Source organism: Nitrospiraceae bacterium, from assembly GCA_020632595.1.
Classification (GTDB): domain Bacteria; phylum Nitrospirota; class Nitrospiria; order Nitrospirales; family UBA8639; genus Nitrospira_E.
Window position 1 is genome coordinate 957,400 of sequence record JACKFF010000001.1, and the last position, 25,190, is coordinate 982,589.

Annotated in this window: 22 protein-coding genes; 4 read left to right on the forward strand and 18 right to left on the reverse strand. The window is 49.0% G+C overall.

Annotation, left to right across the window (positions count from 1 at the left end; translation table 11 throughout):
* Positions 1–44: 44 nt before the first annotated feature.
* From H6750_04405 to serC, 15 genes are all read right to left on the reverse strand, one after another.
* Positions 45–800, reverse strand: a complete 756-nt coding sequence (locus H6750_04405) for a hypothetical protein (GenBank protein ID MCB9773548.1) — start codon at positions 798–800, stop codon at positions 45–47.
* Between the two features lie 57 nt (positions 801–857).
* Positions 858–2,066 carry a BamA/TamA family outer membrane protein gene (locus tag H6750_04410; GenBank protein ID MCB9773549.1) on the reverse strand — a complete coding sequence of 403 codons (1,209 nt, stop codon included), beginning with the start codon at positions 2,064–2,066 and terminating at the stop codon, positions 858–860.
* Positions 2,067–2,078: 12 nt separating this feature from the next.
* Positions 2,079–2,771: an ABC transporter substrate-binding protein gene (locus tag H6750_04415; protein MCB9773550.1), complete on the reverse strand. Its 693-nt coding sequence runs from the start codon at positions 2,769–2,771 to the stop codon at positions 2,079–2,081.
* A gap of 32 nt (positions 2,772–2,803) precedes the next feature.
* Positions 2,804–3,247, reverse strand: a complete 444-nt coding sequence (mlaD, locus tag H6750_04420; protein MCB9773551.1) for an outer membrane lipid asymmetry maintenance protein MlaD — start codon at positions 3,245–3,247, stop codon at positions 2,804–2,806.
* Between the two features lie 126 nt (positions 3,248–3,373).
* Positions 3,374–4,123, reverse strand: coding sequence for an ABC transporter ATP-binding protein (locus H6750_04425; protein MCB9773552.1), 750 nt, complete (start codon positions 4,121–4,123; stop codon positions 3,374–3,376).
* Between the two features lie 26 nt (positions 4,124–4,149).
* Positions 4,150–4,917, reverse strand: coding sequence for an ABC transporter permease (locus tag H6750_04430; GenBank protein ID MCB9773553.1), 768 nt, complete (start codon positions 4,915–4,917; stop codon positions 4,150–4,152).
* Entirely contained in the window at positions 4,914–5,699 is a 786-nt protein-coding gene (locus H6750_04435; protein MCB9773554.1) for a hypothetical protein, read from the reverse strand. The genes H6750_04430 and H6750_04435 overlap by 4 nt, the downstream gene beginning before the upstream one ends.
* Before the next feature lie 81 nt (positions 5,700–5,780).
* Complete coding sequence (gene shc / locus H6750_04440; GenBank protein MCB9773555.1) at positions 5,781–7,949, reverse strand: squalene--hopene cyclase; 2,169 nt, start codon at positions 7,947–7,949, stop codon at positions 5,781–5,783.
* A 183-nt stretch (positions 7,950–8,132) separates the two neighbouring features.
* A complete protein-coding gene (locus H6750_04445) occupies positions 8,133–9,440 on the reverse strand; it encodes a nucleotide sugar dehydrogenase (GenBank protein MCB9773556.1) in 1,308 nt (435 codons plus the stop codon).
* A gap of 109 nt (positions 9,441–9,549) precedes the next feature.
* Positions 9,550–9,996 carry a prepilin-type N-terminal cleavage/methylation domain-containing protein gene (locus H6750_04450; protein MCB9773557.1) on the reverse strand — a complete coding sequence of 149 codons (447 nt, stop codon included), beginning with the start codon at positions 9,994–9,996 and terminating at the stop codon, positions 9,550–9,552.
* 400 nt (positions 9,997–10,396) lie between these two features.
* A complete protein-coding gene (locus H6750_04455; GenBank protein MCB9773558.1) occupies positions 10,397–12,208 on the reverse strand; it encodes a tetratricopeptide repeat protein in 1,812 nt (603 codons plus the stop codon).
* 21 nt (positions 12,209–12,229) lie between these two features.
* On the reverse strand, positions 12,230–13,585 hold the full coding sequence (gene dnaB, locus H6750_04460) for a replicative DNA helicase (GenBank protein MCB9773559.1): 1,356 nt from the start codon (positions 13,583–13,585) through the stop codon (positions 12,230–12,232).
* Positions 13,572–14,897 (reverse strand): ATP phosphoribosyltransferase regulatory subunit, encoded by a 1,326-nt coding sequence (gene hisZ / locus H6750_04465; protein MCB9773560.1) that lies wholly within the window; start codon positions 14,895–14,897, stop codon positions 13,572–13,574. Before hisZ ends, dnaB begins: the two co-directional genes overlap by 14 nt.
* Before the next feature lie 71 nt (positions 14,898–14,968).
* Positions 14,969–16,552, reverse strand: a complete 1,584-nt coding sequence (locus H6750_04470) for a phosphoglycerate dehydrogenase (GenBank protein MCB9773561.1) — start codon at positions 16,550–16,552, stop codon at positions 14,969–14,971.
* A gap of 171 nt (positions 16,553–16,723) precedes the next feature.
* Positions 16,724–17,806 (reverse strand): 3-phosphoserine/phosphohydroxythreonine transaminase, encoded by a 1,083-nt coding sequence (serC, locus tag H6750_04475; protein MCB9773562.1) that lies wholly within the window; start codon positions 17,804–17,806, stop codon positions 16,724–16,726.
* A gap of 204 nt (positions 17,807–18,010) precedes the next feature.
* Between serC and H6750_04480 the strand changes: the two genes are divergently transcribed.
* Positions 18,011–18,289: a hypothetical protein gene (locus tag H6750_04480; protein ID MCB9773563.1), complete on the forward strand. Its 279-nt coding sequence runs from the start codon at positions 18,011–18,013 to the stop codon at positions 18,287–18,289.
* A 53-nt stretch (positions 18,290–18,342) separates the two neighbouring features.
* On the opposite strand, the gene H6750_04485 is transcribed toward H6750_04480, so the two are convergent.
* The gene (locus tag H6750_04485) at positions 18,343–19,362 is read right to left on the reverse strand and encodes a tetratricopeptide repeat protein (protein ID MCB9773564.1); all 1,020 of its coding nucleotides are present in this window, start codon (positions 19,360–19,362) and stop codon (positions 18,343–18,345) included.
* Between the two features lie 43 nt (positions 19,363–19,405).
* On the reverse strand, positions 19,406–20,896 hold the full coding sequence (locus H6750_04490) for an FAD-dependent thymidylate synthase (GenBank protein ID MCB9773565.1): 1,491 nt from the start codon (positions 20,894–20,896) through the stop codon (positions 19,406–19,408).
* Positions 20,897–21,083: 187 nt separating this feature from the next.
* Here H6750_04490 and H6750_04495 point away from each other — a divergent pair, with 187 nt between their 5' ends.
* From H6750_04495 to H6750_04505, 3 genes are all read left to right on the forward strand, one after another.
* A complete protein-coding gene (locus H6750_04495) occupies positions 21,084–22,448 on the forward strand; it encodes a sodium-dependent transporter (protein MCB9773566.1) in 1,365 nt (454 codons plus the stop codon).
* Between the two features lie 127 nt (positions 22,449–22,575).
* A complete protein-coding gene (locus H6750_04500) occupies positions 22,576–22,746 on the forward strand; it encodes a hypothetical protein (protein ID MCB9773567.1) in 171 nt (56 codons plus the stop codon).
* Between the two features lie 502 nt (positions 22,747–23,248).
* The gene (locus tag H6750_04505; protein MCB9773568.1) at positions 23,249–24,142 is read left to right on the forward strand and encodes an IS110 family transposase; all 894 of its coding nucleotides are present in this window, start codon (positions 23,249–23,251) and stop codon (positions 24,140–24,142) included.
* A gap of 709 nt (positions 24,143–24,851) precedes the next feature.
* Here H6750_04505 and H6750_04510 read toward each other — a convergent pair.
* Complete coding sequence (locus tag H6750_04510; GenBank protein ID MCB9773569.1) at positions 24,852–25,049, reverse strand: hypothetical protein; 198 nt, start codon at positions 25,047–25,049, stop codon at positions 24,852–24,854.
* Between the last annotated feature and the right edge of the window lie 141 nt (positions 25,050–25,190).

Sequence of the window (25,190 nt, forward strand, 5' to 3'; positions counted from 1 at the left end):
ATCTTCCCATAGCTGCTATTGCCTGTCAAGCATTTGATCTAACTTCAGGGATGAGCGTCAGAGCGGTCAACATCCACCTGGCTGAGGGTCCGCTGGAGCAAGAACTGCGCTTCCGGCCGATGAATCCGTTCCCATATCCATCGCTTTTGAAGAGGGGGGGAATTTACAACCCGCGTTAGCTCCCTCACTGCCTCCAAATTTTGTCCGCGTTTCAGGTACCATTTCGCAAGATCCAACCCTGCCGGCGCGTATCTGGTATCAAGGGAAGCTGCTTTTTTCAAATGCTCTCCAGCTAGGTTCTGATCGCCTCCTAACATCCAGGGTAACTCCTCATACATCCGCCCTAACATATGGTGAGCCTGAACATTTTCCGGATCAAGCTCCAAAACCCGATTCACATGTTTCTTTAACTTCTGAATCGTCAATGCCGCTCCAACCAAACCCTCCAACTCCGCAGCACTCCCGAGATTGGCGGCAAACAAAAAATGGGCCTCTGCAGAAGATTCACGAAGATCTAAGGCTTTTTGGGCGAGACGGGCTCCCTCCTGGAAAACTGCCAACTTCTGCTCCCGATCAACGTACACCCCGTACCCCAGATCCAAATACAATCCAGCCATCCGAAGCAAGCGAGTGAGGTCGTTCGAATGAGCGGCTCCCTCACTCACCAAATTCTCCAGCTCCCTTTCAAGACGATCGGGATTTTGCTGGTCGGTTGAGTCTTCACCCTGCAATGCCCCAGAAGGGAATATGAAGACTCCTCCCATTAGGAGGAGTAACCCTATTGGCACAAATAGACGCATATGACTGGATCTTGTCAATACATGTTTTCCGGAAGAACAGATCGAGTATGAGCTACATCAGAAAGGATAATTAAGGCCAGCAAATACCGCTCCACCTTCCCTGCTATACCCCCAATCCACCCGAGCCATAACATTGGGGCGGACAATGGCTCGAAATCCTACTCCAGGAGTAACTTCCCAATCATGAAATTGACGAAATTTAAAATCCTTATAGGTTCTCCCCATATCCACAAATGGCGTTAACTCACATTCTATACTGACATTGAACATCTTCAGGCCAAATAGATGTATACGTTCCTCCACATTAAATGCCACCATGTGTTTATCAATAAACCGATCCCTTCCATATCCTCTCAAGCTGTCTTCTCCTCCCAAGGAACTTTGTTCGTAAAAGGGGATCCCATCGCCAAAACTTAATTGCAGCATCGCTCTCGCCACAAATATATACCGTTTGGAAGGACTCGGAATCAGGTGCCTGATATCAAACCCTGAACGAAAATACATCAGATCCTCTTCTTTCCCAAAGTCAAAGTTCTGCGCTAATTCCCCAAATGCTTCAACTCGGGTACCCGCTGTCGGGGTATTGAGATTATCTCTGGAATCATATTGGAACACCAGACGGTGGGCCAAAATCGTCGCACCTTTTATCCCCGGATCCCGGGGGAAACGATCCTTTGTATATGGCTCGTCATCTACACCTCCCGGTTGAATTTCAACATTTCGAAACCTCTGGTTGACAGATAATCGCGTCACATCATTCAAATGGATACCAAAGTTCCAATGGATTTGAATTTCACGCCCCGTATAGTTGGATTCATTCCCTTTGGGAGTGGTTTGCCCTAAGCCATAAAACCGCTTGGTCGCATTTTTGAAAAACTGTGCCCCAACATCCACAAAAAACAACCCTTCGATAAACCCAGGATCCTGGTAACGAAACTTCAGCTTTCGTTCAATTTCCTCAGTATATGAACCGACTGTCTCCATTTGCCTTCCACCAGACCAATAATGAAAATAGTTCAAGGTTCCCCGGACTCCTAAAAATGAATTGTGAATCAGCATCGGGGCAAAGAGAGAGCGAAGGTTACCTTCCGCATCTGAATTCAATGACGGGGCGATCAACCCAAAGTCTTGTCCATCATTTTTGGAAGTGGAAAACGCAGGAACCACAAAAAGAGAATTTTCGGCGAGGACCATGGAGGAGGGAGAGATAACGCCGCCTAAGGCCAGGCACGACAACACCAGGCCCCACGAACGAAACGATATCACAAAACCGACTCCTTAGGACGGAGTCCCCAGGTCGGCTTTTGAACGGAGCTTCTCGAGAAGAGCTTCAAACGATGAGGAGTTAATTATACGAGAAAATTGCCCACGGTAATTTTTCATCAAACTTACTCCATCAATCACTACGTCATACACCCGCCACTCTCCATTTTTTTGCAAGAGACGATAGTCCAAGGGTATTTGCACTTTAGGGGACACCACTTTGGTCTGGACTTCAGCAAATTCCCCCTTTTCGCGTTCTTTGAGGTACTCCACTTCTTCCCCAGAATACCCGTCTACATTGCCGACGTAAGAATTTGCCAAAAACTGCTGAAATAAAGTCACAAATTCTTGTTGTTGCTCTGCACTTAACCCCTTCCACTGAGAAGGCAGGGTACGCTTGGCCATTTCGGCATAATCAAATCGCTTTCCGATAATTTCTTCCAGCTTGGCTCTTCGTTCCGTCTCTCTCGCAGGGTCCTTCAACGCTTGATCCCTCAGCACCACAAAAACCTGATCAACGGTTTCCTTGACTGCCCCTGTTGGAGTACTTCCTCCCCATGCAGCAGTCAGACAGGCAAGAGAAACTACTATCCAGCCAAGAAATATGACCGCCACATTTCTTAAAGAATTTTTAAACTGCAACCTTTGAAGTTCACCTGCTATTGTCCCCATCTTTAACTCAGGCTTCTTAACCCATTCCCTTTGCATATTTCCTCCACATCCATTACATCAAACAAGCATCACTCAACATTGCCATGGATAAATTGACTAATCACCTGCTCTAGGTCAATTCCGGACTCAGTGTCCACAATGGTCCCACCAGCCTTCAACCGTTCTCCCGCCCCGCCGGGTGATAATTCCATGAATTTTTCTCCGATAATGCCACGAGTCTTGATTGAAGCAATCGCATCGTCAAACACCGGGACCCCATCCTGGATCGCAAGGACCACTTGAGCCCGATCTTCTTTCAAGCCGATTTTTTTTACTCGGCCCACCTCTACTCCTGCGATTTCAACCGACGCTCCGTTTTTCAAGCCGGAGGTGGAGGAAAATTCTGCCTGGAGTTCGTAATAGTCCCCTCCAACCAGCTCAAGCTTTCCAAGTTTGATCGCCAAATACCCAAGACAGATGACCCCCACCAGCACAAATATTCCGACGATTAATTCAAGTTTTCCACGTTCCATCATATTAATTACGGTAAGGTTAATTGATGATCATTTGGGGCAAGGCCCGGGAAGGAGAATGCGTATAATTCAGCGTGACACCAATATCCATCTCACCGCCTAACCCACTCTCGAGAGCCAGGAGATTCAGACTGGAGCAAGGTGATTGCCATTATTAACCGAAATAAACTCACGCACCACAGGATCGGCAGTCTGCTGAAATTCATCTGAAGGACACATAGCAATAATCTTTCCATTCTTTAACATAGCAACCCAATCAGAGATAGGGAAGATCTCTGGGATTTCATGACTCACCATAACACCGGTAAACCCAAAGGTTTTATGCATAGCCAAGATGAGATCATGGATGGCATGGGCCATCAACGGGTCCAACCCCGTCGTCGGTTCATCAAACAAAATAATCTCCGGCCCCATTACCAGTGCCCTGGCCAATCCTGCACGTTTCTTCATTCCTCCGCTCAGTTCTGCAGGAAATTTATGGCCCATCTTGTCCAACCCTACCCTCTCCAGCATCTCCGGTACCCATCGGCAAATTTCCTGGTCGGTCATCATGCGTTTTTCCCGCAAGGGAAAGGCGACATTATCAAATACATTCATAGAATCAAACAAGGCAGCCGATTGAAATAACATAGCAAATTTTTTGCGTATGTCATTTAATTCTTGTTCATTAATATGTGTAAGGTCCGTTCCATCAATAATAACCCTGCCTCGATCAGGGCGAATCAATCCGATGATGTGCTTAAGCATCACACTTTTTCCCTCACCGCTCGGACCGATTATTGTCGTAATTTTACCTTTAGGAATATCGAGAGTGACCCCTTTGAGCACAGCCTGCCCCCCTAAAGTCTTCTCGACCCCCTCCAGCTTAATGACCATCGGTAGACTTGTAGGCATGCCTAACGTTACATAAGGACCGAGGTTAAAAAATAGTCCCACACCAAAATAAGAACTGCCGCCAAGACCACAGATTCCGTGGTAGCTTTTCCTAGACCCTCGGCACTCATTCTCGTGTAATACCCTTTATAGCAGCAGACCCAGCTGATAATCAGGCCAAAACTAATCGATTTTAAAATCCCCCCATAAACATCTTTCCATTCCACCGCTGATTCGATTGAACTCCAATAGGATCCCCCGCTGACTCCGAGCAGCTTGACCCCAACCAGATACCCCCCCCAAATTCCTACCACGTCAAACATAGCAACCAGCAAGGGCACTGAAATAAGCGACGCAACAACCTTGGGAGTAATCAAATACTGCAAAGAATTAATCGCCATGGTCTCCAATGCGTCAATTTGTTCGGTAATACGCATAATCCCAATTTCTGCGGTCATGGCTGACCCCGCGCGAGCCGTCACCATCAACGACGCTAATACCGGACCTAGCTCACGGATCATGCTTATCGCCACAGCCGACCCTAGCAAACCTTCGGACCCAAACTTCCTCAGGGAATAGTACCCTTGAAGAGCTAACACCATCCCGGTAAATAAGGCTGTCAGAATCACCACAAAAGACGACTTGAAACCCACAAAATGCATTTGTTTGATAATTTGAGCAATTCTCACCGGTGGCCGGAAAAACCATCCAAACGTCCGTATCAAAAACACAAACATGGCCCCCATTTCTTCTATCAAGAAAAGAGTCCGTTTCCCAATATGTTGCAATAATATCATGAAATTTTCGCGCCAGATTTATTGATGGCCATGGAGAACGTAGGGGCTGAAACAATCGAAAAAAAATTTTCAAAAAAACTAGAAAGTTGGTTTCCTGCCCGCTTCGAATTCCGATACAAACGGAAAATGCCCTCCCAACATCGAGGTGAGGAGAGGACCTGTCCTATACCTCCGACCCACCCAAATGGCTTGAGAAATTTATTGAAGTCTACCGGTAAATCCTCGTTAACACCATCAGAAATCGCACGAATAATCAGAAAAGGTAAACCGTGCTGTTTCGCCACCTCCCCTATAGCTCCACTCTCCATATCTACAGCCATCGCTCGGGTCTGTTCCCCCAGAATACGTTTTTGTGAAGCCTGTGTCAGCACTTGATTCGTCGTTACGAACCGACCACATTGAAGAAGGCCCCCATCCATTAATGGAACTCTTAATGCCGCCTTGACCCACTCAGGATGACACACAATTCGTGGCAGATCAGAATCAGAGAACCTCTCTGTAGACTGCCCCAACAGAACCTCTTGACCGATCACCAGCGACCCGATTGGGGAAAAACTGAGAGCGCCGGCAAAACCAGTAGAAATGACGACATCCCATGCTTCGCTCTTTAGAATTTGCCGGGTAACCCTTTCTGCCTTTCCTGGACCTATTCCGGTCTTCACCAACAAGACATAGGTTGAGGCGCCTTGACTCTCTAAGGCAGCATACCCCTGGCGATTGGCAGAACGCACACAGGGAAGAGTCCGACCAACAGCGTTAAACTCTACATGGGTGGCAGTCAATATGACGATTCTGGTCAGAGGAGGCTCCTGCCATCGTCGGGGAATGGGAAATACGCAAAAGGCGGGCAGTCAGGACCGAAATTACACAAGCGTACTCTGTCGTCTGGCCACTTGTGCGGCCTTTCGTAATTGATCGGCCCTTGCTTCCCCGGTTATTTTTACATTCCGGTACATACCCAGGGCCCAGATGGGAAAATATTTAAAATAGCCATGGTACCGTAAATAGAAGACCCTGGGGAAGCCGGTACCCGTATGAAAAGGCTCATCCCAAACTCCATTTTCACGTTGATGGCGAATGAGCCAATTGACTCCCCGGACAACACTAATGGAGTCCGATTCTCCAGCTTGAAGGAGGGCCATGAGCGCCCAGGCCGTTTGAGATGCCGCACTTTCTCCTTGCCCGGCCTTCTCCACTTCAGCATAGGTAACACAGGATTCTCCCCAACCCCCATCAGAGTTTTGAACGGACTCTAGCCAAATCACGGCCTGCTGGACCCATGGCACCGTCATATCCATACCTATCGCACGAAGGCCTGAAAGGACACACCAGGTCCCATAAATATAATTGACCCCCCATCGGCCATACCAACTTCCGTTTGGCTCTTGCTCCTTGCGTAAGAACTCAATTGCAGGACTCACGGCAGGGTGAGACTGGTCAAACCCTAACGTTCCTAACATTTCCAAGCATCGACCGGTTAAATCGGCCGTACTGGGATCCAAAAGCGCCTGATGATCCGCAAAGGGAATCTTATTGAAAATTAATTTATTGTTATCCTTATCATATGCTCCCCAACCCCCATCTGATCCCTGCAACGCCAAAGCCCATCGAAACCCTCGTTGAAGGGTTTCGTCGGAACCGAACATTTCGGCAGAATTGATTTTGGCCAATCCTGTCACCACAGCCGCAGTATCATCGACATCGGGATACCATTCATTTTCAAATTGGAAGGCCCATCCGCCAGACCGAGCTTTTGGAGCCGACACAGCCCAATCCCCCACTTTTCGACACTGACGGGATCGCAACCAGGCATCGGCACGTTGCAGTGCCGGATGGTCCAGCGCAAGGCCCCGTTCAATCAGCGTATTAATCGTTAAGGCTGTATCCCAGACTGGAGAATGACAAGGCTGTAAATGCAGCATAGTGGGCGTTGGGGTGTTACCAGGATTCGAGTAAATTTCAAGTGCTTCTATTTCTCTCAAGGCTTTTTGAACCAACGGATGATCCGTAGAGTAGCCCAAGGCTCGAAGGGCAAAAATCGAATAGGCCATTGCTGGATAGATGGCACCCAATCCTCCTTCTCCACCCATATGTTCAATCATCCAAGACTGTACGCTACTCAAAGCCTTTTTTCGGAGGGCTTTTATGGGATAGGCCTCATATAAACGAAGCAGCCCATCAACCCACACAAAAAAATTCCGCCAGCTCAGGAGCGTCGAATCCCTGTGCAACGGTGGCACATGAGCATAGTCCACATCCTGACGAGGCTGAAGAAAAAGTTCATCAATCCCTTGCTCCTTGGAGATGGTGCACAGAGGTCGATGGGCAAAAATAATTAAGAGGGGGATAATGACTGCACGGGACCAATATGAAACGGCATATAAATTAAAATAAAACCATCGCGGGGCTAAGAATATTTCTGGAGGCATACACGGTATCCCGCGCCAATCATATTGCCCGAATAATGCTAAGGTAATCTTGGTGAAAACATTGGCCTGAACGACACCACCTTTGCGGAGAATTAAACTCCTCGCACGTTGCATCACAGGCTCATCAGGAGAAACCCCGGCCAGCTTGAGCGCAAAATAGGCCTTTACCGTTGCACTGATATCTGTTGGCCCTCCGAAATAAATCGGCCAACCCCCATCCTCGAGCTGAGTATGAAGTAAATATCGCGTTGCTTTCCGCTCCCGATCCACATCAACCACATCCAGAAACCGTCGAAGCATGACATATTCAGAGGTCAGGGTTGTATCCGCTTCCAATTCCTCGACCCAAAATCCCTGTTCAGGATCTTGCATGCTCAGTAACCAGTCCTCCCCTTTTTGAAGAGCTGAATCCAGAGCACTCATATGGCCAAGATTAGCTGTACGCTGGAGGGTACGATCCGGAGAAACATCCGGATGAAGGTTATGGGAAACCAGCTTAAGAGGCGGTGGCTTTTGCTTTACACGATAGGGTCCTAGCTTTGGAGTCAGGTTCTCAAAGATATTCCCCGATAATCGTACTAAGAATTGCTTGAGCAACTTCATGCGGCAGTTCTTTCAGCGATTCAATTTTGTAATAATGCAATTTTGGGGGAGTGCTACCAACACAAGAAAGATTCACAAGACACAAAAAAGCCCTGCTTAAACAGGGCTTTATAACGAAATACGGCTAGACTGTCAAGTTGTTACCACTTTTGCCAGGGAATGTGTTTTGTGTGGAAACGCTCCTTAGGTTGAAAGCAACACAATACGATCACGTTGTTGCTTCACGTGACGCGTTCCGTTTCGCGTATCAAACACCACGGGAGCGTGTTCAACAACAAACTGGTAATCAAAAACAGAATGCGCGGTCAAAATCAGAGCGCACGCACTGCGCTTTAACAATTCAGCATTTATCTGTTGAGATTTATATTCCTTCCCTTGAATAACAAGGGAAGGAGTAAAGGGGTCAGAATATTGAAGCGTTGCACCTTCATGTTGCAACAGTTCCATGACTTTTGTGGCAGGCGATTCACGTGGGTCTTCAATATCGGCTTTATAGGTTACTCCCAATACAAAAATGACTGAATCTTTTAAACATTTCCCTCGCTGATTTAAAATCCGCTGAAGCTTATTCATTACGAAATAGGGCATATTTTCGTTGATCTCCCCCGCCAGTTCAATGAACCTGGTATGGACATCATACTCTTTGGACTTCCAGGCTAAATAATATGGATCCAGGGGAATGCAATGTCCACCCACGCCAGGGCCGGGATAAAATGGCATAAAGCCAAAATTCTTTGTGGCTGCGGCATCAATCACTTCATAAACATTAATATTCATTCGGTCACACAACAAAGTGAGCTCATTCACTAACGCAATATTCACTGAGCGAAAAACATTTTCAAAGACCTTCGCCATTTCCGCAACACGTGGAGAGCTGAGAGGAAAGATTTTCACGATGGATTGTTCATAAAAGGCTTTGGCAACTTCCCCACAAGCTTTGGTGACACCTCCCACCAACTTAAAGGTGTTATGAGTCTTAAACTCAGCATTTCCAGGGTCAACCCGCTCTGGCGAAAATGCAACAAAGAGATCCTTGCCAGCCGTTAAACCCTTTGCTGCCAAGGTAGGCAAAATGACTTCCTCGGTTGTGCCTGGATACGTGGTACTTTCTAATACAACGAGCATATTCGGATGTGAATAATTGGCAAGATGCCCAAGAACCTTTACAATCGCCGAGATATCCGGTTCTTTATTTTTGGTCAGGGGAGTCGGGACACAGATAAGTATCACATCGCACTGCTGCAACACGGAGAAATCAGTTGTCGCCTGTAATTTTTTTTGCTCTACGACTTCTCGTAACTCAGAGTCCACTACATCCAAAATATAATTACGCCCTTGATTCACCATTTCAACCTTGGCTACCACTTCATCTATCCCAAACACTCGGAACCCGGCTTTCGCCTGAAGGACGGCTAAGGGCAGCCCCACATAGCCCAATCCAATCACTCCAACATTGGCTGACCGATTTGTTATCTTTTCGAGTATGTCCACTGATCCCCTCCTCTTGAGGTCATGTTAACCGATTCAGTTAAAGATCGGGGAAAATCAACTTTTCTTGAGTTGGCTCCCGTTAAATGCATAGCACACTGACACAACAAAACTAGGAAGACACATCATTCGTCACATTTGTGAGGATCTTTCCCTCATTGATGGTCCACACGTCGCAGGTTGCATCTCCATCAATGTTTCCAATTGCAACCGCCGTAAAGCCTAATGCACTCACAGAATCCAAATTCGGGTCGGTACAACCGGGAGGTAATGTTCCAAGATTGGCATTGCCGATTTTATAAAAATATCGCTGCGATGACCCACTCATGGCAAATCCAATAGCATTAAAATCATCTACATACCCATTATTTTCAGCAAAATAGGCAATTTCTGCGGTATGGATTGCCACCAAATTGCTTTTAGCCTCGGTTTGTTTGGCTTTGGCTTGGTAACGCAAAAAATTAGGAATGGCTATCGTCGCCAAAATTCCAATAATGGCCACCACAATCATCAGCTCCGTTAAACTGAAACCCTTTTGATCGTTGAGTTGAGTCAGCATTCTACGAAACCTCCATGGAGAACGATCCTCCAACAGATTGTTATATATCTCACCATCGGATGATGTTACACCTGGTTTCTTCAAGTAGCCAGGGCTCCGATATTAATCAACATGGCCTTAAAGACGGCAATGAAACAGCATTAAACGTCACAAAATTCACATAACTGACCATTTCAGCGACACAAAGAATGGAGGGCCACATCCCATGCAAGGCAAAAAAGAAAAGGCGTGACTAATTATTCGCCAGAAAGAAAGCCAATCTTAAGAATTAGCCGCGGAAATTGACTCAGACACGGTACTTATCAAGTAGGCTCACGCCAACTTTTTCAATAAACTGGAGAAATCACTTGATAAATTTATTGGCTAAACCACACGACTAAATATCTAGAATGGTGAGAACCTAAGGGGCCAGGGTAGACTGGTGGGAAAGAGTAGGAATTGGTTCCCCAAAACCGGCCTCACGAAACCGCTTGCCCAGCAACTTATTTGTTGAATCGAGTTGCAGTGAATGAAGCCAGGCCTCTCGTGCCTTATTTCGCTCATCTTGCATTAAGAAAATATCCCCCAAATGTTCATAAATCACAGGATCATCGGACACTAAGGAGACCGCTCGTTGAATCGTTTCCAGTGCTTCTTCAATACGTCCAAGTTTATAGAGTGCCCAAGCTAAACTATCCACGTAATACCCATTGTCCGGTTTTAAGGCGACGGCACGTTGCGTAAGGGACAAGGCCTGCTCACCCTTGATGCCACGATCCGCATAGCTATACCCTAAATAATTTAAGGCATCCGCATGTTCAGGGTCCAAGGCCAGAGTCTCTTCCATTTCCCGGACCACATTATCGAAATGGTCTAATTTGTCATAGACCGTGCCTAAATTAAAATGAAGTTCGGCATTTGAGGGATCATGTTGAATACCCTCCTCCAATCTGGCCTTGGCCTTGTGATACTCTTCCATTTGAAAATGGGTCAGCCCCAACAACAAATACGGCTCCGGCCGCTTAGGATTGAGGCTGACGGCCTGATCCAAATACGAAAGCGCCTCCTGGTTGCGTTTCAACCGGTAAGACACAAAGCCTAAATGCAGAATACTATCGAAAAAAGTGTCGTCCATCTGGACATTTGTTCGATAGGCTTGAATCGCGCGGTCATAATCCTTCATTTCCTCATACAACAATCCCAGGAAGTCACGAACACGCAATTCGTTAGGTCTCACGCGCAAGATGGCATTCAATTGCTCGATTGCAGCTGGGAAGTTCCCCATTTCACCATAGATTTGAGCCTTAAGAATCTGCGCATGCAAATCATCCGAATTTTGCTGGAGAAAATAGTCCAAATGGTTCAAAGCCTTGTCCGTGTTATGTTGGCCAATATACAGCCGAATGACACGTAACCGGAATTCCCTATGGTGCGGGTTAACCTCAACCAAATAACGCTCCAAAAGTTCAATAGCCTCCTGAGGCTCCTCTGCTTCTTCGGAAATGGCCACTAACTTCAGGTATGCTCTTTCAAAAGTCGGATGAAGGGCAATAGCGTCCTGAAAATGTGCTTTGGCTTCCTGTTTCGTTTTCGCCTCCAGAGCGATCACCCCCAAATAATAATGGGCTTCAGCGGAACCAGGCACGTGAAGCAATAAATCATGGAATACGGCTTCAGCCATTTGAAGCTCTTTAATATTCAGCAGAAGAGTCCCATGAGAAATGTATATCCGTTCATCCTGAGGAAAGTGTCGTTCCCCTTCAGACAAAATCTCCACGGCCCGCCCGGTATCACCTCCGCCGGCAAAAATTTTCGCCAAGTCGAAAAACATTGCCGCCTGAGTAATTTCCGACACAGGGATTTGCCTTGCTAAATCCACGGCTTCAGTCAGATGCGACATAGAAAAATGCAGCTTGGCAAGGCGAAACTTTAAAAACTTCGAATCCGCATCAAATGCCAAACCGGCCTGATATTCCTCTAAAGCTGTTGCGGCATTGTTATTCAACTCGGCAAGAGAGCCCCGAAGGAAATGATAGTAGGCCTGAGGGTGGACAGTTTCCCGCGTCACTATGGATGCTTCCTGTCCATTCAAAGTGGGAGGGGGAGCTGTCCCACAGGACACCACCAGAAGTGGAATTCCCCACAATAGGGTTCTCAGACGACCCAACCATATCGGGAATGTCCGTCCTGACCTAACATTCTTAGCCATAGCTTGCACAGTTATAGATTTCATATACTGCCCCTCAACGACTCATTATACTATACCAGCCTGTCTCTCTCTCGTTAAGTTATTAAATTTGGCATACCGGTCATGAAATTGCAGATCCACTTCTCCAATCGGTCCATTCCGATGTTTTCTCACCAGAATTTGCGCAATGCCTTTCTGCTCAGTATCAGGCTCATAAACCTCCTCACGATAGATAAACATCACCACATCGGCATCTTGCTCAATCGCACCAGACTCGCGCAAATCAGCCAGAACGGGGATGGGCGGTTTTCGATTTTCCACCGCCCGACTCAACTGAGAAAGAGCAATCACAGGAATATTTAGCTCTTTTGCCAATCCTTTCAGGGCCCGGGAAATATCCGAAATTTCTTGTTGGCGAGATTCTGAATCTCCACGCCCCTCCATCAATTGCAAATAATCAACCACCAGGAGATCCAACCCATGTTCGGCTTTCAATCGTCGAGCCTTCCCTCGCATCTGCTGAAGAGTCAAATTTCCAGAATCGTCTATGAAAATCCTGGCCTGTTCCAACCGACTTGCTGCTTCAGTTAAGGCTACCCAATCATGTTTAGTCAACTGCCCGGTCCGAAGAGCATGAGAGTCCAACAGCGCCTGGGAACTCAACATACGCAAAACCAGCTGCGCCCGGGACATTTCTAAACTAAAGATTCCGACTACGGCATTGGATCGAAGCGATGCATATTCGACCATCCCTAAGGCCAAGCTGGTCTTCCCCATACTCGGCCTACCCGCCACAATAATTAAATCAGATGGTTGAAGCCCGGCCAGCATATTATCCAAGTCCGAAAACCCGGTTGGCACCCCGGTGATCCGTTCCTTTCGGCTATACAACCGGTCAACAATCTCAACACTATCCTTAATAATACTACTGACGGGCGCAAACGTTCCTCCTAAATGCCCCTGAGCCAATCGAAAAATTTCCCGTTCGGCAAATTCAAGAAGTTCATTCGTCCCGGTCGTCCCCTCATAACCTCGCATGGCCACCTCGGTGGCGGTTTGAACAAGGCCACGAAGCAAGGATTTATCGCGAACAATATTACTGTGATACCGGATATTGGCGGCACTGGGCACCACCTGTACGATTTCTGCAATATACGAGGCACCCCCGATCTGGTCGAGTTCGCCGGTCCCTCGCAAATAGTCTGTCAGGGTAATTTGATCAACCGGTTGATTCCGCTCTGACAATGCCACCATGCCACGATACACGATCCGGTTGTCCGTTCGATAAAAGTCATCCTCCGACAAGATTTCCATCGCTCGATTAAGCGCCGCATTATCAAGAAGAATGGCTCCAAGGACGGATTGTTCCGCTTCAAGATTTTGGGGAGGAACTCGGACCTCTGGGGCTTCAGATATTGCCATGGCTGAATGCTTGTAACCGTTGAGGAAGCTCTTGAACCAGCATCCGGGTTTGCCGGGGCTTTTGAGAATGTGAGGTGAATTCTAATAGGAGCACCGATTGCGGGGTGGAAGTCTTTCCTTCAAAAATCATTGCACAAGGCACTCCTCGACGCCGAGCAACTGTGGTGACCCAGCTCAAAGCTGATTTTGGAGAACCTTCTATCATTTCTTCAATCACACAAATCCCAATCCCCCGTAATCGTTGCGCAAGAGCAAATGATGCCTCAGATTGATGAGAAGAGGTAAAAATTCTCACAGGCTTCAATCCATTGCCTCCCACCTTACCTCCCCTTTCCAAGGCGGAAAACACGCGGTCCAAATCCAATCCCAATCCAATGGCGGAAAGGTCCCGGCCAAACCGCCCAACCAAATGATTGTAGCGCCCTCCTCCTCCGATTTCACTGCCGAACGTAGAAGTAAAGACATCAAACACCACACCATCGTAATAGTCAAAACCACGAAATTCCCCAAGATCCAAAAGAATATGATCTTGGACGCCGCTTGCTATCAATTGCCGATACACCTGCGTTAGACGTTGGAGGGGCTCAAGCAATTGCTTATCCTTTCCAGCGATTCGCATTCCCCATTCCAGCACTTCGTCTCGGCCGTACCGTTCGGGCACCTGCAAGATGTCCTTTACCTTAGAACGAGATAACTTTTCAGTCTCTAAAATTTTTTCCAGCTGTGGAAGGTCTTTATGGGCTGCCGCGATTTCTGCCTGCTTTCGCCCGCTAAGAGACAGGCCGGATTGGGCCAACAACGCTTTAAAAAATCCGACATGACCAAGAGAAATTTTCCATTCCGGCAACCCAATCCGTTCCAGAAGCCCCGCCAATAAGGTCACGACTTCGGCATCACTTTGAGAAGTATCATTGCCAAGCAGTTCAAACCCGACCTGAAATACTTCACGATCCCGTCCACGATGTTCCGGTTCATACCGAAAAACCGTGGTCCGATAGGAAAACCGCAAGGGAAGAGTATCTCCTCCAAGGCCCATGGCCACCATCCGGGCAATCTGAGCCGTCGCATCTGGTCGCAAGACCAGGATTCTGCCTGACCCCCAATCCGCAAATTTATAGCATTTCTCAAGGATTTCAGGGGCCAAGCCCACGGCTAACACATCAAGATACTCAAAGGTAGGCAGAATGATTTCCTGATAGCCCCAGGTTGAACAATGGGCCAACAATTGATCTTCCAACCACCGAACGCTTTGCGCCGTATGGGGAAGTAATGTGGCTGTGCCAATGGGGATAAGCGAGCGGGGTGGTTTCATGAGGCGTAAGGAAGAGAACCTGCCAACTCGAAATGTTTGGCTAAGATAGTCTGCAGAAAGCAGCCGTCCAACTAGTTGAGATCAACCATGCGAACAGACAGAATATCTTTCTCTTTCTTGAGAAGATCCAACACGGCGGAATCAAGCGGGGCATCCAGACCAATAATCAGCAGTGCTGATGCACCACGCTCGACTCTGGCGCATTGCATCCTGGCAATGTTGACATCATGCTGACCTAAAATCTGACCAACCATACCGATCACCCCAGGGCGATCCACGTTATCGATCAAAATCATCTGGCCTTCAGAGACCACCTCAACCTGGAATTGGTTTATTTCGACAAAACGCGGTTCTTGACGATGAAAAAGAGTTCCACCCAGGGAATATGTACGAGAACCAGCTTCGACTCTGATCCGGATTAAACTGGAGAAGTCTCCGGCATCACTACTCTTCACTTCCTTAACTTCAATACCACGTTCTTTTGCGACGATAGGGGCATTTACGTAATTAATGACATCTTCCAAAATAGGAGAGAGGAGGCCCTTTAACACAGCGACGGTCACAGGTGCCACGGTAAGTTGAGCCACTTCACCAAAATATTCAACGGTAACGGATTTAATCCCTCCATCTAATAATTGAGCCTGGAATCGACCCATGCGCTCTGCCAAGACCAAATAGGGTTGAAGTTGGGGGAGCGCCTCAGGTGCCACGGAGGGAACGTTCACAGCTCCTCTGGCAATGCCTCGCTTGAAATAATCAACGAATTGTTCGGCGATTCCAATTGCCACATTTTCTTGAGCTTCTTCGGTAGAAGCACCTATATGAGGGGTGCAGATGAAGTTATCAAGATCCATGAGAGGGTGCTTGGGATCCACTGGCTCATTTTCAAACACATCAAAGGCCGCCGCGGCAACTTTCTGGGATTTCAAGGCTTCGCATAAATCCAGCTCATTAATGATACCGCCTCGGGCACAATTCACGATCATGACCCCATCTTTCATCTTGGCTATGGTCTCGGTGTTAATGAGGCCTCTCGTTTCATTGGTCAATGGCGTATGGACCGAAATCACATCAGAACGATGGAACAATTCATCTAAGTCAACCACTTCAATCCCCATTTGCTTGGCCCGCTCCACGGCCAAATAGGGATCATAGCCAATGACATTCATGGACCATCCCTGGGCCAATTTGGCAACATACGAACCAATCTGGCCTAACCCTACCAAACCCAAAGTTTTATTATAGAGTTCTGTTCCCATGAAACGGGTTTTTTCCCACTTACCTGCCTTCATGGACATGGTCGCCTGAGGAACCTTTCGACTCATCGAGGCTATCATCGACATCGTGTGCTCCGCAGTGGTAATGGTATTTCCACCTGGAGTATTCATGACTACAATACCGCGCCGGGTTGCCGCCTCACTGTCAACATTATCCAAACCGGTTCCGGCACGCCCCACAATACGAAGACGAGTGCCTGCCTCAATCACGTCTTTAGTGACTTTGGTTGCAGACCGAACAACTAAACCTTCATATTTGGGAATTTCTTGAAGCAGTTCCTCTTTCGTGAGCTTGGTTTTCACATCCACCGAAAATCCGGCCCGCTCTAAGACTTCAACTCCTTTAGGGGAAAGGCTGTCACTCACTAAAATATTCATAATATCTCCAATATAGGGGAGGCCCCACTTTAGTAGTTCTCAGAGGAAAATCTTGCGCACTCATGCCATTTTAGGGGACATCTCACTCACACGCAGGATTGTCGCAGACATATCGGCACCATTTATCTTGTATCTTGGCGAGCCATTCGTAACCGGATATCCGTGGATTCGTCAGGCTTTGCGTTTCTCAAAGTCCGCCATAAAGTCAATTAACGCATCAACCCCAGCTTCAGGCATCGCATTATAAATACTGGCGCGCATTCCGCCAACTGAACGATGGCCTTCAAGTGTGGTTAATCCTGCCTCTGCCGCTCCTGCAAGAAAGGCCTTATCCAAATCCGGATTGGCCAAAACAAAGGGAACGTTCATCCAGGAACGAGAGGCCTTTTCTACGGGATTTCGGTAAAATCTCGACCCATCAATGGCTGCATAGAGTTTACCGGCTTTCCGTTGATTGATCGCACTCATCGCCGGAAGCCCACCTTGCTTTTTTAACCATTTAAACACCAAACCCGCAATATACACAGCATAAGTTGGCGGTGTATTCAGCATAGAATCCGCTTCTGCTTGTTTGGCATAATCGTACACACTTGGGGTAATCGGCAACACGTTTCCAATCAGGTCGTCCCGCACAATCACTAATGTCAAACCGGCTGGACCAATATTTTTTTGTGCGCCGGCATAAATGATTCCGAACCGACTGACATCAATGGGACGGGATAAAATGGTTGATGAAAAATCGGCAACTAACGGTACCTCACCGGTATCTGGGACCCAGTGAAACTCCACGCCACCGATCGTTTCATTGGGCGTGTAATGCACATAGGCGGCATCTTGACTTAATGCCCAACCTTCAAATGGCGGAATACTCGTAAAGTTATCGCTTTCGGAAGATGCCGCAACATTAACTGTACAATATTTTTTGGCATCGCTTACGGCTTTTTTGCCCCACGCACCCGTCAAAATGTAATCAGCTTTACTTTTCCCACGCAGGATATTCATGGGAATCGTGGCAAATTGCGTTGACGCCCCGCCTTGCAAAAAAAGCACTTTATAATTAGCAGGTACTCCCAATAAATCGCGGACATCTTGCTCGGCTTCTGCAGCCACCGAGACAAACTCTTTCCCACGATGACTCATTTCCATGATTGATGCGCCACAGCCATGCCAATCGGGCAATTCGGCTTGAGCCTGCTTTAACACCTCTTCCGGCAAGATCGCCGGACCCGCACTAAAGTTATATAACCGCGCCATTATCTGACTCGTCCTCCATGCCTAAACCGGCGTCATACCTATTGAATTCCAAACTGCACCAGCGTGAAAAAGAGGTTACGCTAGCACAGGGTCCTAGACCAGTCAAGAAGAGAACCGAACCTTGTTATTCCAATTTTGGATATCCTACAATGCCCCGCGATTGGAGAATGCTTTTATAGATTTTCAAGAAGGTTGGAGAACAACTTGGGAACACAAACAGGTCTGAGATTGGAACAACGGGGGGACGGGAATTACTATAAAGTCATTCTCCACATCGGGAGTACATTGATCCCTATCAGTGATGACATTGTTGAGGAATTGCGAAACCAGACGGCGCTTCCACCAGATCAATTTTTCGCGCTTTTCGTCAATAAGGTGGGATACTCATCCTACTTACAAGAGCAGATCCGCCAGGAAGTACGAAACACCGGAGACCTCAATCCTCAAATATCAGTTATTCAAGAATTCTTTCGGCGGGAATAACTTCACGCCCATTTCGAAGCATGCCTGATGCCTGCCCCCTCCTGCTATCTAATCTATCCAAGCAATTTATCCATAAAATTGAGAATGCGCATCTTTTTATCCGGGTCTTTTTCTAAAGCCAACGCCCGCTGATAATGCTGCACCGCCAATTCCGGCTTGCGCTTTTCTTCATAGATCCGGCCAACCCCGAAGGTCGCTTGGGCATCCTCAGGGTTTGCTTTGAGCGCTCGACTAAAATAATCCATGGCAAAATCATCTTGCCCCTTATCATATAAAAACCAGCCGATCGCGGTGGCGGCCGGCGCAAAGTTTGGTTCCAACCGAAGGGCCTCTTCGTACTGTCGTTTCGCTAAATCCAGCCTTCCCTTATTTTCATAAAGCCCTCCCAAAGCGAAATACACTTCAGCATCATTGGGATTAATCTGCAACGCCTTTTTATATTCTTCAATCGCCGGCTCAATTTTACCTTGTTCCGCTAAGGCGCAGGCTAGATTGGTATGCCCAAAGGCATCATCGGGACGGAGTTTCAGGACTTCCCGATATTGTGGAATGGCCATTTCCAGCTGCCCTTGATCCTGATAGGCGACCCCGAGTTTGAGGCGAGCTGCCACATAGGAGGGGTCCCGCTTAATCGCTTCGCGGTAGGCTTTAACAGCCTGATCGATGCGGTCTTTGGCCTGATAAATTTGCGCCAAAAAAAAGTATGGATAGGGAGAGTGGGGAGCCAACGCTCCGACTTGTTCATAACTGGCCATCGCCTCCTCCAACCGTCCGGATTGGGTATAAAACACGCCTTCAAACAATAAAAAATTCGGCGCATCCGATCCCTGAACCCTCAAGCGCGCCATCCACTCCTGAAGCAGTTGCACATCGGCCTCTTCTCCAAAAGCCCGAGGATAGACCTTCCAGGCTTCGGCAAAATTCCCCCGCAACATGTACACGACATTCAGCGCGAAATAGGGCAAAGGCCCGCAGTCAGCCTGTTCGGACCACTGTCGCGCCTCTGCATAGACCACATCCCATTCTCCTTGGCAAATGGCGTCATTCATTACCTGCTCATAATCTACACTCATGCCCACATCCTTTTAATTGAATTCAATAATGCCTATTCATTCGCTAACGCGTCAGCGAGTCTTCAATATCCGGCGACGTGGCCTCCATGAGGCTTCCTAGATACGGGTGTCGCTCAAGCATCTTTTGCTTCATAAGCCAGGCCACGGTTCGATACGACCAATGGCCCTTGACCCCGGACCGCAATTTGGCAACATACTCAACTTCAGCAAAATCCATTTTAAACAAACACCGGACACGAAACCCAAAGGGAATGGCATAGAGAGCCGCCTCCTGATTGCTGACACGCAACCGCTCTATATCCAGTCGCACGGCATCCATGGCTTGCCGATATTCTCTCTCCACCCCTGCCTCCGATAAAACGGACGGCACCTCGTACCCATGAATCGTCGTGAAATTTTGCTGAATCTGCTGACAACGGCGGTGCCGGTGCATATCCCGCCACCCACCGATATCCATCAGAATGTCAAAGATAAAGGCATACCCGGAACGGAATTCCTTTATCAAATCGTCATGAGGACCACGACCGCGTAGCGCGGCATCGACCACTTCCTGTTTCTCCTTTTCCGACCACTGTTGTACCCACTCAAGGAGAACCCGATAAGGGGCATGGCTCACTCGGTATACGAGCGTCGTCACTAATTCATCCAACGGCGCATGCGGTTCCAACAAATCAACCGGCTGATTCCTCCCTTTCCAGGATTGCGGATCATCATAGCCGGCCTGTTTGAGTCGCCCTTTGACCTGGCGAAGCACGTCCTTGTATACCGAACCTTGATATTCGTTAGCCCCCGCATACCGGGATAAGGTCGGCGCCAAGGCCTCTAACCCTTTGGTCTCTTCTTGCTGTAATTCGGCCCACACCGTTGAAGGTGACTTGGCACACGCATCCTTCAGATCTTCTCCAATCCCCTTCAATTCCGGCAATTGGGCAGACAGCAACCGCGTGATTTGCTTTTCCAATGTGCGAATACTGACCACCTGCCCAACATTCGTCATGGCCGCCAGTGGAAGCAGATAGCGAATGACATCATAGGTTCGAGCACTGATGGTTCGATCATAATCTGCAGGCTTCATACTCGCCGGCCTGGGATACCGCTTCCCCAGATGGGTTTGGATCGGATCTTTCAACAACCGATAAATGTTATAGAGGCTGCCAAGGATACCGCGATACTCCCCTTCGATTTCCGTATTCGCAATCTCGCTAGGCACGTAACAGCCGGCTGCCGCAAAATTTTGATAGCGGCTGGATTTGGCTTGCCCATCCCACAGAGGTTCATCCTCAAGACGAATAGCCGCAAGTTCGGAGATCTGCTCGAAACACACAGTCGCATGCCCCAGATCGGCAATCGAGCCGTGCCCATAGGCAAAATAAAACTGCTCCCAAAATTTTTCGGAAGAATGGGAATGGACCCAACGCAGGCTCTCCTCAATAGAGTCCGGTGAACGACTATATCGAGCCAGGGCATAGGCAGATTTTTCCGGCGGCATCGGGGCTAAAGCAATCACTTTCCGATTTCGTTGTTCGTCGCTCATCAATTCAATCCTTCCAACTTATCCCGAAGAACACACCATCGAAACAGAGAAGACGACACTATAGTCAGACAGGAGTGACATCTCAAGTCAGGCATTATCTCTCCGCCGGACATCCCCCAAAGACCTTGAAAGTACCTGACACCTACACTACACTCCACCGGATTTCCAGGTAGAATTCCAATACTCAATGAATATTTCCGATCGACAATCCATGCATGGCCAATGGTCCTCCCGATGGACCTTTATCCTCGCGGCCACCGGTGCGGCCGTTGGGTTGGGCAATATTTGGAAATTCCCCTATCTTACGGGACAAAATGGAGGGAGTGCCTTTGTTCTGGTGTATGTCCTCTGCGTGGGAGCCCTGGGGATTCCCTTAATGATGGCCGAAATTTTGTTGGGCCGGAGAGGGCGCTCCACGCCAATTCGTTCCATGCAAGTACTGGCGGAAGAAACCAACACCACACAATGGTGGCAAATTGTTGGCTGGTCCGGCACTCTGGCTGGTATGCTGATCCTTTCCTACTACAGCGTCATTGGCGGCTGGACGCTAGCCTATATCTTCAAGTCAGGTGCGGGGACTTTCACCGGAACCTCGGGCCAATTCGCTGCAGATACCTTTAACAATTTTATAGGAAGCGGAGCCACACTCTTCCTCTGGCACACGGTATTTATGATCCTGACCATGACCGTCGTGGCAGGAGGGGTCAAGGGGGGATTGGAAAAAGCGATTCAATTTCTCATGCCGACCCTTTTCCTCCTTTTGCTGCTCATGGTCGCCTACAGCATGACCACGGGGTTTTTTGGCAAAGGTCTGGAATTTCTCTTTACGCCGGACTTCAGTAAATTGACCGGCGCGAGCATGCTGACGGCCATGGGGCAGGCCTTCTTTAGCCTCAGTCTTGGCATGGGCACCATCATGATCTACGGCTCGTATGTTCCCAAGGACACGTCAATCGGCTCCACCTCAATTATCATTGGCCTGGCTGACACCCTGGTTGCCTTGTTAGCCGGCATGGCCATTTTTCCAATTGTATTTGCAAACAATATGGAACCAGGCTCCGGTCCAGGTCTCATTTTTCAAACACTGCCCGTCGCGTTCGGCAACATGCCCGGCGGCCTCGCCTTCGGTTCGCTCTTTTTCATTCTCTTGCTTGTGGCTGCCTGGACGTCGTCGATTTCTTTGATCGAGCCCCTGGTGACATGGCTCATTGAAACTTATGGATTATCACGAATCAAGGCTGCCCTGTATTCAGGGTTCACCACCTGGTTGTTTGGCCTTGGAACAGTCTGGTCATTCAACTGGTGGGCAGAATTCAAATTTTTCGGACTCACCTTCTTTGATCTGTTAGATTTTGTGACATCCAATCTCATGCTCCCACTGGGCGGGATTCTCATTGCCCTCTTTGCCGGCTGGCTCATGAAGGCCGAAAGCACCCAATCCGAACTCAACATCCAGCATCCCAGCCTCTACTTTGCCTGGCAGTCCCTTGTACGCTACATCGCCCCCATTGCCGTGTTTATTGTCCTATTAAACGCCATTGGCATTTTATAGCCACAAGACGATAGCTTTCCCTGATCATTCCCACATGCATAAAGCAGAGATCCTGAAGTTTCTGGCCGAAACAGGTCAAGTATTCCACATACTCAACCGACAAGACCCTAAGGAGAGAAGAATTTCCATGAGTGAATTTTCTGCATTAGCGGCCGCCAACTTCCTCACCCAAGCTTCGCTTCCACTCATCCAAGCTGCCGTCGTTCCCCAACCCCAAGGAAACCCGTCGCCTTCCTCCACCCAGGACACGGTATCGCTTTCATCGGAAGCCAAAGCCCTGCACGCCAACCACAAGTAGCCTCAAACTGAACGCTGGCCAAGGCAACCGGAATGGTAAGCCAGGGGACGGCATCGATCATTTCAACTCCCCTCATTAATCCCTCCATCCTTCTTGTCCGGTAATGCCGGGGAATCATTAGCAAGCATCGTTCAACTCTGTCATTCATCCCACCAAATTACAAAGGGGGAGTGTTGAAAAATGCCGCCAACGGCGTTCTCGCCCCTAGGCCGTGCTCAGGTGCTCCTCTGTACACTCCGCTCGTTCAAGCGGCTGCGCCTTTCCTTCGAGCAGCCTAGGACTGGACTGGACCGGCCTTTTGGACACTCCACCATTTTTCTCGGGTGAGCGTCAGTGATTCAGAAGCGGATGAAAAAGCATAATTCTTACAATATTCAGGTGGTATAAAGCAGAGGCTGAAGTAGACATGCTGATCAAAAAAAGGGACACCCTCCCTGAGTCCCGCAATCGTGATGATTATCCGAGGTCGTCACTCGACGCCTCCCACTCAAGGAGGACACCCATGAACTCCTGTGGCATTGATTTGGCAAGCGAAGCCAGTGCGGTGTGTATCGTGAACGAACAAGGCACCCGCGTCCGCGAACAGATGGTCGCGACCGAAGGCCGTGAGTTGGGCAAGGCGTTGACGGGGTTGGGCCGCTTACGATGTGTGGTGGAAGCGGCGCCCTTAGCGGCATGGGTCGCGCAGCAGTTGGAGACGCAGGGGCATGAGGTGATCCTCATTGATCCACGGCGAGCCAAGGCGGTGATTCAGACCAAGAACAAGACGGACAAGTTGGATGCGCGGAATCTGGCGAAACTGGCGCAGGTTGGGTGGTACACAGCGGTGCATCGGAAAACCCCTGCGGCCCGTCTGCAACGGGCCCACCTGCAAGCCCGCAATGGGCTCGTCGAGACAGCCCAAGCCGCTCGGATTCGGGGCTTGTTGCGGGCGCATGGGGTCAAAGTCGGCGCGGTGTCTGCGGGGCAGTTCGTCGCCACCGTGCAGGCCTTGGTGGCGGAGCCGGTTCCGGCTCTGACCACGGCCCTGGAGCCCTTACTTCTGGTTTATCACCAGGCGCAGGAGGGTGCCAAGACGTTGGCCCGTCATGTCACCAAGCAGGTGCAGCAGGATCCGATCTGTCAGCGCTTGAGGCCAGTGCCGGGCGTGGGGCCCTTGGTGGCGGGGACGTCTGTGGCCACGCTCGAGGATCCCACCCGGTTTCGCACCTCGACGCAAGTGGCTGCCTATCTGGGGTTGGTGCCTCGGGTCTATCAGTCCGGGGCCGCCAACTATCACGGACGGATCAGTAAAGAAGGGGGACAAGCTGCGGCGCTGGCTGTTCGTCGAAGCGGCCCATGTCTTGCTGACCCGGACGAAAGGGAGCTGTACGCTCAAACGGTGGGGGGGAAGTGAGCCAAGAAGCGGGGACAGGGCAAGGCGAATGTGGCCGTGGCCCGTAAATTGGCCATCCTGCTCCATCGCCTCTGGATGACCGAAGCGGCGTTTACGCCAGAACCAGGGTGAGCGGGGCTCACCGAATCGACGATCGCCCACGCTCGGGGCAAGCGTGCGTGGAGGCAGGGGTTCGGGGCGGGTGACCTCGTGGACTGTTTGAGGCTCTCGGGTCTCGCGTTTCAGCTTGAGGTCCCGACTCCGACACCATTGTGTGGCGCACAGCGACCACGGAGAGAAGCATGAACTCCGAATCCGACTCACGCAGAAGAAAAATGAACAGGGAGGAGTTGACTCTGCTTTAGAGAAACAGACCCAATGGCGATTCAGTTTCATAAAACGAGCCATCCACTTGAAGTGAAGCGGGAACGAATCCCTGTCTGCAGCCAGCCCAAGCATCTATTCGGCCGCCCGGCAAAATGCCCCTCTGAGTTTATCTGACTCAGGAACCTCAAGACTCACAAGCCATTGGAATCCATTTAAAGCCCGGCTCTCTCTTCGTCCCCGGGAACAATGGCCAGGTGTCTCGGAAAACCGTTTGAGTTGCATAGATTGTTGTTGGGAAATTTCACAGCGTGATCACTGTAAAAAATAAAAATTCTTTTTGGTAGAGGAAAGAAACAGATTTTAAGAGGCTTGAGGAAAATTGCTGTCACTAAATCGATCGGCGTCAGGGCTTCTGGGGTGGCACGGACGGCTCAGACTGGTTTGAGTTGTCCATAGGGAGGGCTTGCTCTGAGAGATGGGCCAGTTGATTGGCCCGGTTGATGAGTTGATCTAACTCGCGGACGGCCAAAGACAGCCTCGCAAGGGGATCTTTCACAACTTTCTTGGATGGCGTATTCAAAGATAAAGGTGAAGATTCCATTTTTTGACCTCAATAGTCCTAAGATTGTAACCCTTTAGAATAAAAAGTTCATTGAATTGTTTGTTCCAATTATGAGAAATTCCTGCTCATTATTTGAATTTCATGAAATGCCCGCAAGGGAGTTGTCGATACCGGAAGCCG